At 66.5% G+C, this 10,282-nt stretch carries 14 protein-coding genes; 7 read left to right on the top strand and 7 right to left on the bottom strand.

What is annotated here, in order from left to right; all coding sequences use genetic code 11:
• From DQ353_RS09180 to DQ353_RS09170, 3 genes are all read right to left on the bottom strand, one after another.
• A partial coding sequence (locus tag DQ353_RS09180; RefSeq protein WP_113762444.1) for an alcohol dehydrogenase catalytic domain-containing protein occupies positions 1-811 on the bottom strand: 811 nt, incomplete at its 3' end.
• Between the two features lie 107 nt (positions 812-918).
• Positions 919-1,191 carry a glutaredoxin domain-containing protein gene (locus DQ353_RS09175; protein WP_113762443.1) on the bottom strand — a complete coding sequence of 91 codons (273 nt, stop codon included), beginning with the start codon at positions 1,189-1,191 and terminating at the stop codon, positions 919-921.
• Between the two features lie 195 nt (positions 1,192-1,386).
• Positions 1,387-1,884: a DUF1801 domain-containing protein gene (locus DQ353_RS09170; protein WP_113762442.1), complete on the bottom strand. Its 498-nt coding sequence runs from the start codon at positions 1,882-1,884 to the stop codon at positions 1,387-1,389.
• Between the two features lie 504 nt (positions 1,885-2,388).
• Between DQ353_RS09170 and DQ353_RS09165 the strand changes: the two genes are divergently transcribed.
• Positions 2,389-3,144, top strand: a complete 756-nt coding sequence (locus DQ353_RS09165; protein WP_181578307.1) for an SOS response-associated peptidase — start codon at positions 2,389-2,391, stop codon at positions 3,142-3,144.
• Positions 3,145-3,264: 120 nt separating this feature from the next.
• Positions 3,265-3,753: a hypothetical protein gene (locus DQ353_RS09160; RefSeq protein ID WP_113762440.1), complete on the top strand. Its 489-nt coding sequence runs from the start codon at positions 3,265-3,267 to the stop codon at positions 3,751-3,753.
• Here the strand turns inward: DQ353_RS09160 and DQ353_RS09155 are convergent.
• Complete coding sequence (locus DQ353_RS09155; protein ID WP_220093991.1) at positions 3,690-4,517, bottom strand: helix-turn-helix transcriptional regulator; 828 nt, start codon at positions 4,515-4,517, stop codon at positions 3,690-3,692. The two genes, DQ353_RS09160 and DQ353_RS09155, sit on opposite strands and share 64 nt — an antisense overlap.
• A 153-nt stretch (positions 4,518-4,670) precedes the next feature.
• Positions 4,671-5,741, bottom strand: a complete 1,071-nt coding sequence (locus DQ353_RS09150; protein ID WP_113762439.1) for a helix-turn-helix transcriptional regulator — start codon at positions 5,739-5,741, stop codon at positions 4,671-4,673.
• A gap of 133 nt (positions 5,742-5,874) precedes the next feature.
• On the opposite strand from DQ353_RS09150, the gene DQ353_RS09145 reads away from it, so the two are divergent.
• The 4 genes from DQ353_RS09145 (at position 5,875) to DQ353_RS09130 (ending at position 8,330) form a co-directional block, all read left to right on the top strand.
• Positions 5,875-6,171, top strand: a complete 297-nt coding sequence (locus DQ353_RS09145) for a hypothetical protein (RefSeq protein ID WP_113762438.1) — start codon at positions 5,875-5,877, stop codon at positions 6,169-6,171.
• A gap of 135 nt (positions 6,172-6,306) precedes the next feature.
• The gene (locus tag DQ353_RS09140; RefSeq protein WP_113762461.1) at positions 6,307-7,203 is read left to right on the top strand and encodes a helix-turn-helix transcriptional regulator; all 897 of its coding nucleotides are present in this window, start codon (positions 6,307-6,309) and stop codon (positions 7,201-7,203) included.
• A gap of 5 nt (positions 7,204-7,208) precedes the next feature.
• Positions 7,209-7,640, top strand: coding sequence for a cupin domain-containing protein (locus tag DQ353_RS09135; protein WP_286166699.1), 432 nt, complete (start codon positions 7,209-7,211; stop codon positions 7,638-7,640).
• 120 nt (positions 7,641-7,760) lie between these two features.
• Complete coding sequence (locus tag DQ353_RS09130; protein WP_113762436.1) at positions 7,761-8,330, top strand: DapH/DapD/GlmU-related protein; 570 nt, start codon at positions 7,761-7,763, stop codon at positions 8,328-8,330.
• 12 nt (positions 8,331-8,342) lie between these two features.
• On the opposite strand, the gene DQ353_RS09125 is transcribed toward DQ353_RS09130, so the two are convergent.
• Positions 8,343-8,627, bottom strand: a complete 285-nt coding sequence (locus tag DQ353_RS09125) for a hypothetical protein (protein ID WP_146755228.1) — start codon at positions 8,625-8,627, stop codon at positions 8,343-8,345.
• Positions 8,628-8,705: 78 nt separating this feature from the next.
• Between DQ353_RS09125 and DQ353_RS09120 the strand changes: the two genes are divergently transcribed.
• Entirely contained in the window at positions 8,706-9,119 is a 414-nt protein-coding gene (locus tag DQ353_RS09120; RefSeq protein ID WP_113762434.1) for a helix-turn-helix transcriptional regulator, read from the top strand.
• Here the strand turns inward: DQ353_RS09120 and DQ353_RS22575 are convergent.
• Positions 9,116-10,243, bottom strand: a complete 1,128-nt coding sequence (locus DQ353_RS22575; protein ID WP_353616678.1) for a maltose acetyltransferase domain-containing protein — start codon at positions 10,241-10,243, stop codon at positions 9,116-9,118. The genes DQ353_RS09120 and DQ353_RS22575 overlap by 4 nt on opposite strands.
• Between the last annotated feature and the right edge of the window lie 39 nt (positions 10,244-10,282).

The following is a 10,282-nucleotide window of genomic DNA, read 5'->3' as shown; positions in this document are numbered from 1 at the left end:
GGTCGCGGGCGTAGAACGCCTGCTTGTAGGTTTCCGGGCGGCCCACGGCCTCGATGACCACATCGGCGCCGAAGCCACCGGTGTGGGACTTGATGCCCTCGACCGCATCATTGGTCTTGGAGTTCACGGTATGCGTGGCCCCCATGTTCTTGGCCATGGCCAGCTTGTCGTCGTCGATGTCCACGGCCACGATGGTGGTGGCCCCGGCCAGCTTCGCCCCGGCGATCGCGGCAATGCCGACCCCGCCGCAGCCGATCACCGCCACGGACTCGCCGCGCTTGACCTCGCCGGTGTTGATGGCCGCACCGATGCCGGCCATCACCCCGCAGCCGAGCAGGCCCACGGCGGCGGCGTCGACATCCTCATCGACCTTGGTGCACTGGCCGGCGGCGACCAGGGTCTTTTCGGCGAACGCGCCGATGCCCAGGGCGGGGGAGAGTTCGGTGCCGTCCTCCAGGGTCATCTTCCGGGTGGCGTTGGCGGTGTTGAAGCAGTACTGGGCCTGGCCCTTGGCGCAGGCGCGGCACTGCCCGCAGACCGCGCGCCAGTTCAGGATCACGCGGTCGCCGACCGCGACGTTGGCCACGCCGTCGCCGATCTTCGAGACCACGCCGGTGGCCTCGTGCCCCAGCAGGTACGGGTAGTCGTTGCCGATCCCGCCGAGCTTGTAATGCAGGTCGGTGTGGCAGACGCCGCAGGTGAGGATGTCCACCACTGCCTCGCCCGGACCCGGGTCCGGAACCATGATGGTCACCGTCTCGACGGGGGCGTCCTTGGCACGGACAATGACGGCCTGGACCTTTTGTGACATGTCACTCCATTCATGCGCGGTCGCAATCATGCGACGCAAAGCTTAACGAGGAAGGGGCGCCGTCCGCCTTTCGGCGAGGGGCACCCCTCCATCCAATCACAGCCCGACTAGACCCGCTCGAGGACTTCCTCAATCCGCGGGTTTGTTGCGGAAGTCCCGTCCGGGAAGATCAGCGTCGGGACCGTCTGGTTTCCACCGTTGAAGGATTCCACCAGCTCCGCGGTGCCTTCGACTTCCTCGATGTTTACCTCGGTGTAGCCGATTCCCTTGGCATCCATCAGGCGCTTGAGGTTGCGGCAGTAGCCGCACCACGAGGTGGTGAACATCGTGACCGCTCCGGCCGCGGGAATGTAGGGGGCAAGTTTTTCATTTTCGCTCATATCTGGTGTAACCACGAACATGGGAGTCTTATTTCATGTTCCTTCACGTGCCGGCCGGGAAGCAAGTGTTTCCCCCGCCGGCGCATGCCAACCTGCTCCGTGGCGGGTGGCCCGGGGACCTCAACTGCTTTTGGTGCCGTTCGGCTCATGAGCCAGCAATCTCCGGCGAACATTTCATTGGCAAGAACCCGGCCCTCAGTGTTTCCTGGCTCCGCCAACACCTGGCACCGAAGTGACCTGTTTCATCCAGTCCGTGATCCGGGCTTCGTCGATGTCGTCAATGGATTCAAGTTCCACCCCTCGCGTCGCCTTGCCCATCCCCACCGGTGTCACCGGCGGTATGGGCTTCAGCGCCGTGCCGTTGACGAACATGAGCTTGACGTGGCTGGCGAAACCTCCGCAGCTGAAGCACCACCCGTCGCCGACGCCGTAGTACGCCATGCCCCATTTCACCGAGCGCTGCAGGGCGGGCAGGGCCTTGGCAGCCAGTGCATCGACCGCCTCGGCGATGCCGCGTTGTGGCTGGGGAAGGGTCGCGAGGTAGGCGAAGACGGGTTTGTCGCCGACCGCCGCTTTGGCGGGGCTTGCCCTGCCGGTCATGGCTTCCGGCAGGGTGATGGTGGCGTCGACCGGCGCCGCAAGTCGTCTGGTAGGTTGCCGGACTTCGGGCTCACCGTTTTCCCTGCTGCTCATGGAAGGAATTATCCCCTGAACCTCGGAAAATGCACCAGCCGTACGGGCGGAGGGCTTGAGACCGTTTCCCTGCTTGATCGAGGCCAGAAACCGGATCCCTGTTGGGGAGGAAGAACTCAAATACATGATCGAATCACCTTGGAATAGGTGTTGCTTCGATCGACAGAATCTCGCGGCCTTATATGGAACAAGACCTGAAGATGTCCGGGCATTATCGGGTCGCGTTCCGGTGGTCCATGTTTAGCGAGGTCTTGTCAAGGGTTCAGGCGTCGTGAGATTGGTCTACTTGACGTGAGACGTGACAGACGGATTCCATATTTTCCGCATGGTGTCATTGGCGCAAGCCAGCGAACCGAACAAGCGCACATATCCGCGGGGAAGCCCGGAGGCGTTTCGGGGGAACCGCGTAAACGATACGGTGTCTATGGGATGCAGTGGTTCCGTGGTGCCAAGGGCCCGGAGCTGTTTTGGATAAGTGGAGTTCAACGAGAAGGGGCGATGGGGATGTGCGGTAGATACGTGATGGCCAAGGCCATCGGGGACCTGGTCGCGGAGGCCGAGGCCGAGGCGGATGCAAACCTTGAGCTGCGGCAGTCCTGGAACGTCGCCCCGACCACGGACGTGCCGATAGTGCTGGAGCGGCTCATCGATGGAGAGGTGCACCGGCAGGTGCATGTGGCCAAATGGGGACTGGTGCCGGGGTGGGCCAAGGACCCGTCCGTGGGAGTGCGCGCGTTCAACGCCCGCAGCGAGACCGTGACCGAGAAACCGACCTTCCGTGCCGCTGTGAAGGCCCGGCGCTGCGCGGTCCCGGCAGAGGGGTACTACGAATGGTTGGCCGGGGACACGCCCAAGGCCAAGAAGCGCCCGTTCTACGTGCACCCCGCCGATGAATCCTTGATCTTCTTTGCCGGTCTCTATGAATGGTGGAAGGACCCGGCCAAGGAAGACGGCGGCCCTGACCAGTGGCTGCTCTCCACCACGATCCTCACCTGCCCGTCCCCGGCCGCCGACTCGGAATCCGAGGTGTTGGCGCAGCTGCACGGGCTGCATGACCGGTTGCCGATCCCGCTGTCGAAGGACGTCATGGCCGAATGGCTGGATCCCGAGGACAAGAATGCGGCCGAGCTGGTGGAGATGGTGCGAGCCGGTGCCGATGAGGTTGCCTCCGGCTGGGAGATGCACGAGGTGGATTCCGCGGTCGGCAACGTCCGCAACGACGGGCCCGAACTCGTCGAGGAGCACTCGGGACTGTTCTGAGGCGGTGCCCGCCTCCCTCCGGCTACGTACGACTGCGTATGGTGCCGGCCACGCCCCCCCGGGGAAGACTGGTGCCTGTCGGTGCGAAAGGTATGCACCACCAACCTTGGAGGAATCAACATGGGTATCAGGACCTGGGGGATCCGGGCGGCTGCGGCCACCGGAGCCGTGGCATTGGTGTCGGTGGTGGTGGCGCCGGCGGCGCTGGCGCACGAATGCTTCAAGAAGCAGTGGAGCGATGCGGCCTACGCACAACAGCTCCAACAGAAGCGGTGGATGCCGTTGGACGTGCTGGCCGAGCAGTTCATCATCGCGGAGGTTGCCCCTGATTGCGTGGGCAAGATCGATCTGGCCCCCTACATGGAGCCGTGGATGGAAGTCGAAGGCATCTCGCATGTTCCGCTGATCTACATGAATTCGAGCATCTCGGAGAACTCGTTCGCCGCCTGGGCCATCGAGTCCGGGAACTCGGGCCCGGGACTGATCGGTTCGGGCAAGGAAAGCCGTGCGATCGGCTACATCGGGAACCACATCGATGCCCTGGATCAGCTGCTGGGCCAGGCGCTGGGCGATGCGGTGTCGAGCGGGGTGTGTGAATTCCCGGGGTAGCTTCCGGGACGAACATTGGCATCGGCAGGCTGCAGGGGGAGCAGCCCGCATTGCTGGGCGCGGAGGACCGCCGATAAACGGTCCACCGCGCCCAGTTTCCGGTACAGGTTCTCCTGGTGCTTGTGCACCGTGCGATGTGAGACGCCCAGCCTCGCGGCAATGCCGTGGGCCGTACAGCCCCGGGCAATCAGGGCCAGGACCAGCAGTTCGCGGGCTGTCAGCGGGCGCTCGGGTTCGGCCTCCGGGGCGGGCTCGGGGAACAGGGAATCGAGCAGGCGGATGTGGGCATCCAGGCCGCGCACGATCGGCTGGAGGAAACCTGCGGACTGACGGTCACGCTCCCGGTAGGCCCCGTCGCTGACGAATGCGTAGGTTGCAGACTGCGTTCCGGCGGTGCCCAGCGGCAGCGAAAGCTGGTGCCGGCCCACGCCGAGCCGCTGGATCATGGAATCCGCGAACTCGGAGACCGCCCAGCCTCGCTCGCAGACTTCCAGCAGGGTCACCGGCGCGGGGTCGGCGGTGGCGTTGTGGAAGGCGAACATCGGGTGGTCGGTGCCGGCCCGTTGTGCCGCCAGTTCCCAGGCCCCGGTGTCGAGCACGGGGTAGTGCCCGAAGATGGCCACAGCGCTGGTACCGCCCCGGGCGGCCAGCGGGGCCCTGACCGCCGCAAACGCGCGAAACGATTCCAGCAGGGCGTCGTGCAACAGTTTCCGGGCCGCCCCGGATCCGTTTCCTGCAGGATCCCGGCAGCCGTGTCGAGCCATCGTTCACGAAGGCGGTCAGCGCTGTCCATGCAGGTGTTCCCCTCCCCAAGCACGCTGGGACGAAGTACCCGTTGGGGGACGTGCTACGCTGCCGCATACCCGGACGGGAGGGGGCGGAGGGCGGTGCCCCTGATGCCCCGTTGCGCCGCCCGGTCAGTGGCCGGCGGCCATGGCCACCAGCGCGCCTCGGCTTTGCACCGTGCACTTGCCAAAGAGGGACTTGAAGTCGTCCTGCACGGTGTACCGGCCGATGCCCAGGGCCCGGGCCAGCGCAGCGGTGTCCAACCCGCTCGCGGCAAGTTCAAGGAGCTGGCATTCACGCTGGCTCAGGGCGAAACACCTCCCAAAGACCGCCATGCGCTCGGCGGGCAACGCGTCCTGGATGGTCACCGCGATGGGTGCCGGCGCCTTGTCCTCCGGCGTGTTCATGCGGGTCGCCGACAATCGTGCCCAGACCCCGGACCCCACATGGACCAGCGAACTGGCCGGGTGCGCATCGACGCCGCGCTCTTGGGCCAGCAATTGCGCGGCCACGTTGAGCACCTCCGCCGGGATGCCCTGGTGCGGGCGGGGCCCGGGCTGCAGCAGCTCCAGCCAGAGGGCGGCGGAACCGGTCTGGCTGATGATGCCCAGGTTTTCGGCCAGCACCAGCACGGCCTGGGGGTGGGGTGGCGGGGCGGCATGGTTGCCGGCCTGGAACTGCCTCGCCGAGCAATGCCGCAGGCCCGTGGTGATCGCCGGCGCCAGCGATGACAGCTGTTCCGCCTCGGCGGCGGTGAACACGCCGTCTTCGTGGCCCCGCCACAAATCAAGCCAGCCCCAGGTGCCCCACCTGTCCGCAAAAACAATCGACAGGACATCGGTGATGGAGTGCCTGCACAGGACCCCTGCCCAGGATTCGCTGCGGGACAGCTCGCCGTCGGTGGCCGAGGCCAGCGAGACGGCGCGCGCCGGGACGGTCGGCAGATTGGTCCACCGGTTAAGCGCCGTGGCGTACTTGAGGGTGATCAGCACGGGCAGTTCCGCTGTGCCCGGGACCTGTGCCATCGGGGAGATCCCGACGGTGGTGATCGGGTCGGCCAACGGCCACACCCAGGCCTCGCGCCCGATCGTTGCCGAGAGTTCCTCGAGCACCGCTCGGCGGTAGTCGTGGCTCTCGAGCCGTGCCTCATCGAGCGCCGTGACGCGCGCGACGAGGCGCTCGGCGGCCCACCTGTTTCCCATGGGACAATTATGCGCGCGTCCTGCGGGCAGGGAGGTTGCCCGGGTGCGGGTGGATCCCAGAATTCTGGGATGGCGGGCCACCGAGCACTGTGCCTACGCTCAAGGCATCGGCACCAAGGGAAAGGGAACCGCGATGTATACGCTTCAGATTGAACACGGAGTGAAGGACTTCGAAATGTGGAAGGGGGCGTATGGCGCCGACCCGCTGGGGCGGATCCGCTCCGGCGTCCTGGCCGAGCGCATCTTCCGCCCCGTCGGCGATCAGCACTATGTGGTGCTGGACCTCGACTTTGCCTCGCGCGCGCAGGCCCAGGAATTCCTGGATCGGCTTCGGTCGGATGTCTGGTCCACGCCCGTGGCCTCACCGGCGCTGGCCTCGGGGCCGAAGACGCGCATCGTGGAGCAAGTGAACCGTGACGGCAGGGCGTAAGAGACCTGTTGGATGCCCCTGGATCCGGCGGCCCGCTCGCCGGATCCAGGGGCATCGAACCCTGCGGCGTGCGGCAAGGAAAGGTGCCCTGGGAGGGTATCCCTCATCCGGACGGCCACCCGTACGCTTATGGACATGGATAACAGGTCGGAAGTTCGCGCGTTCCTGATGTCGCGGCGGGCCAAGGTCACCCCGGAGCGTGCCGGCCTGCCGGTGTACGGCAACCGGAGGGTTGCCGGCCTGCGCCGCGGCGAGGTGGCGAACCTCGCAGGGGTCAGCGTGGAGTACTACGCGAAGCTTGAACGCGGAGCGATTGCCGGGGCCTCTTCGTCGGTATTGGAAGCACTGGCCCGCGCCCTGATGCTCAGCGAGACCGAGCGGGCGCACCTGTTCGACCTGGCCCGCGCCGCCGACGGCATACCGACCTCGGGGCGCCAACGCCGCTCCGCGTCCCCTGCCCGGCCGCCGCGTGAATCCCTGCGGTGGGTCCTGGACTCGATGAAGGACTCCGTGGCCTTCGTGCGCAACGAGGCCCAGGACCTGCTGGCCGTCAACGAACTGGGCAGCGCGTTCTATTCGCCGGTGATCGGCGACTGCGGCGGACGGACGCCGAACCTTGCCAGGTTCCAGTTCCTGGACCCCGCGTCCAAGGATTTCTACCCGGACTGGGAGCTGTTCGCGCAAATGTGCGTGGCCATCATCCGGAACGAGGCGGGGAAGGACCCGCAGCACCGCGGCATCCAGGATCTGGTCGGCGAACTGTCCACCCAAAGCGGGACCTTCCGCACCCTGTGGGCCGCCCACGACGTGCGCACCCACGGCACGGGAACCAAGCGGTTCAACCACCCCGAGGTGGGGGAGCTGGTCCTGGCCTACGAGGAACTGGCCATCACCGCAGAGCCGGGGCTGAAGCTCATGGTCTACACGGCAGAACCGGGCTCGGAATCCCACCAGAAGCTCCAGTTGCTCGGTTCATGGAACAAGACCCGCATCGCCAACAACCCCGCGCTTCGCGCAGCGGAAAGGAAATAGAAACCGTGGCACACAAATTCCTGCCCAAGGCCCCGACCACCAAGAACGGCCCGGAGCAATTCACCGGTGACGTATGGGTGGACCCCATCGCCTATCCGCAGGAAGAAGGCCACGGGATGATCGTCGCCCGGGTTCGCTTTGCCCCCGGCGCCCACACGGCCTGGCACTCCCACGCCAAGGGCCAGACCCTTCACGTGACCAGCGGCGTCGCCCTGTTCGGCATGCGCGACGGCACGGCGGTGGAAGTCATGCCCGGCGAATCTTCATACTGCCCCGCGGGAGAGGAACACTGGCACGGCGCCACGCCGGAAGACTTCATGGAGCACCCCGCGAAGCTCGAGAACGCGGAGGATCCGGCGCAGAGCACCCGGTGGCTCGAACACGTCGCCGAGGGCAAATACCGCCGACCGTCCAACGGGAAGAACCAGACCCGGTAAGGGCGTGGATCGGGCAATGCGAGCCGCGCGGTCCGGGAGCAGCGCGCTCCTGCATTTATTGGACTCGAAGGCTTGACCCGGTGCGGGCCTCCTGGGCCGTCACCCGGATGAAAGGACACCATGGAACTCAACGACCTGATTGCCCAGCTGGATGCCGGGCGCACCATCACGGGGGACTCTCCGCTGCACGGCATCATGCACCGGGTGAGCCAGGAAGCGCTGCGGATCACCGGCGAGCTCAACGGCGGGTACCACGAGCCGGCGCGGGTCCGGGAGCTGCTCTCACGGCTGACCGGGAAACCGGTGGATGAATCCGTGACCCTCTTCCCGCCCTTCAACGCCGACTTCGGAAGGAACATCACCCTGGGGAAGCGGATCTTCATCAACGCCGGGTGCAAGTTCCAGGACCAGGGCGGGGTAACCATCGGGGATGACACGCTCATCGGGCACAACGTGGTGATCGCGACGCTGAACCACGACCTTGCCCCCGGCCAGCGCGCCGACATGCATCCGGCCCCCGTGGTGATCGGTCGCAACGTGTGGATCGGCTCCAATGCCACCATCCTGCCCGGGGTGAGCATCGGGGACGACGCCGTGGTGGCTGCCGCCGCCGTGGTCACCAGGAACGTGCCGGCCGGAGCCGTCGTGGTGGGTTCCCCCGCACGGGTGGTGCGCACCGTCACCGGGTAGCGGGCTACGGGTTCACCGGGGGCGTTGCTGTTCTTCGGGTCCTGCCGCGGCAGTGGAATCCTGCATCTCGGCACCGGGCACAGTTGTGTGCCCGCGCCGCAGCATGGCCAGCGCGCAGGCAGCGACCACCACACCGGCCACGAGCATCAGCCAGCGGTTGTCCACCACCGCCACCAGAAGTGCGCCCGCCGCGATCGAGGCCAGTTGCGGCACGTTCAGCACCAGAATGGTCGCATCTGCGGCCCGGCCCTGCAGCCGGGCCGGGGTCATGCGCTGCCGGGTGGTTGCCAACGCCACGAAGATCCATGGCCCCTGTGGCCGGCGGCTCGAGGGGTTGCCATGTCGTGTCGGGGAAGCGCTGATAACCTCGAATCCATGAAGCAATCCGAGCTTGAAACGCTCACCGCCCTGCGCAGGGCCAAGGACATGATCGACCGCGAATACGCGAAACCCCTGGATGTACCCACCATGGCGACCAAGGCCCTCATCTCCCCGGCGCATTTCTCCCGGCAGTTCAAGGCCGCCTACGGACAGAGCCCCTACGCGTACCTGATGACCCGGCGCATCGAGCGTTCCATGGCGCTGCTGCGCTCCGGGGCCAGCGTCACCGACGCCTGCATGGAGGTGGGGTGTACCTCGCTGGGTTCCTTCAGCACCAGCTTCACCCAGATCACCGGGGAAAGCCCCAGCGGCTACCGCAACCGGGAACATGCAGCGGTGGAAGCCATGCCCGCCTGCATCGCCAAGTCGGTCACCCGCCCCAAGAGCACCAGGACGCCCCGGTACTAGGCGCCCAGGATCTTGCCCACCGCCTCGGCCGTCAGCTTCCGCGTCGGAGGTGCGGTGCCCAGGGCGCGGTGGATGGGGAGCCCCTCGATGAGCGCATCAACCTGGTGCGCCGTTGGCGCATCCATGTGGCGTTCCAGGGACCGGGCACTGAGTTCGAGCCAGGACCGCGTGATGTCCCTGAAGCGCGGATTACGCGCCGCCAGGGTGTACAGCTCTAGGGTGAGAACCAGGCAGCGGCCGGAATCCAGCACATCGTCATGGATCAGCTCCACCAACGCAGAGACCAGCTCCGCGCCGGAAAGCCCACCGGCAAGCCGCGCGGCGAAGCGCTCGCCGACCTCACGGGCAAAGCGCGTGAAGGCCGCCTCGAGCAGCTCGTCCATGCCGGAGAAATGGTAGGTCATCGATCCCAGCGGCACATCGGCGAGCGCAGCGACCTTGCGGTGCGAGGTGCCGGCCACGCACTGGCAGGCAATGAGCTCCAGCGCGCAGTAGATGATGCGTTCGCGGCGGTCCGGATCGACCCTGCGGGTGGACACCGAGGACCTCGAGGTTCTTGATACCGCGGGCGGGACTGCCCACCGCCACGCGTTGGCCGGAACGTCCCGGGTGACCACGGAACCTGCGCCGATCACGCTGTTGTCCCCGACGGTGACCCCGGGCAGAATGGTGGGCCCGCCGCCGATCCACACATTGTCGCCGATCGCGATGGGCTTGGCCGCCTCGAGCTTGGCGAGGCGGGCACCGGGCTCCAGCGGATGGGTGGGTGTCAGCAGCTGGATGTTGGGGCCGATCAGGCAGCCGGCCCGGATGCTGATCGGGGCGACATCCAGGGCCGTCAGGTTGTAGTTGATGAAGGTGCGCTCGCCGATCGACAGCTGGGTCCCGTAATCCACGAACAACGGGGGCTTGATCTCCACGTCCTCGCCCAGGCACCCCACGAGGTCGACCAGGACATGCCGGGCGGCGGCACCGTCCATCAGGTGGATCTTGGCGTACTCGTGGGCAAGGCGCACCGCGCGCCGGGCCTCGGAGACCAGCTCCGGGTCGGAGGCGTCGTAGAGCTCTCCGGCAAGCATGCGTTCACGGTTGGTTCGGGTGTCCCCGGAAACGCTTTCACCCATGTGTACGTTCGTACATTAATTGTCGGGTTGGCTCGTTGG

This window comes from Arthrobacter sp. AQ5-05 (assembly GCF_003287975.1).
Classification (GTDB): domain Bacteria; phylum Actinomycetota; class Actinomycetes; order Actinomycetales; family Micrococcaceae; genus Paeniglutamicibacter.
This window is presented reverse-complemented; position numbering and strand designations above follow the sequence as displayed.

Excerpts from the sequence above, each read along its gene's own strand:
- DQ353_RS09120 (WP_113762434.1), top strand. The coding sequence starts at position 8,706 with ATGAAGCAATCCGAGCTTGAAACGCTCACCGCCCTGCGCAGGGCCAAG.
- DQ353_RS09170 (WP_113762442.1), bottom strand. The coding sequence starts at position 1,884 with ATGAGCAGCAGGGAAAACGGTGAGCCCGAAGTCCGGCAACCTACCAGA.
- DQ353_RS09130 (WP_113762436.1), top strand. The coding sequence starts at position 7,761 with ATGGAACTCAACGACCTGATTGCCCAGCTGGATGCCGGGCGCACCATC.
- DQ353_RS09165 (WP_181578307.1), top strand. The coding sequence starts at position 2,389 with ATGTGCGGTAGATACGTGATGGCCAAGGCCATCGGGGACCTGGTCGCG.
- DQ353_RS22575 (WP_353616678.1), bottom strand. The coding sequence starts at position 10,243 with ATGGGTGAAAGCGTTTCCGGGGACACCCGAACCAACCGTGAACGCATG.
- DQ353_RS09140 (WP_113762461.1), top strand. The coding sequence starts at position 6,307 with ATGGATAACAGGTCGGAAGTTCGCGCGTTCCTGATGTCGCGGCGGGCC.
- DQ353_RS09145 (WP_113762438.1), top strand. The coding sequence starts at position 5,875 with ATGTATACGCTTCAGATTGAACACGGAGTGAAGGACTTCGAAATGTGG.
- DQ353_RS09155 (WP_220093991.1), bottom strand. The coding sequence starts at position 4,517 with ATGGCTCGACACGGCTGCCGGGATCCTGCAGGAAACGGATCCGGGGCG.
- DQ353_RS09160 (WP_113762440.1), top strand. The coding sequence starts at position 3,265 with ATGGGTATCAGGACCTGGGGGATCCGGGCGGCTGCGGCCACCGGAGCC.
- DQ353_RS09175 (WP_113762443.1), bottom strand. The coding sequence starts at position 1,191 with ATGAGCGAAAATGAAAAACTTGCCCCCTACATTCCCGCGGCCGGAGCG.
- DQ353_RS09150 (WP_113762439.1), bottom strand. The coding sequence starts at position 5,741 with ATGGGAAACAGGTGGGCCGCCGAGCGCCTCGTCGCGCGCGTCACGGCG.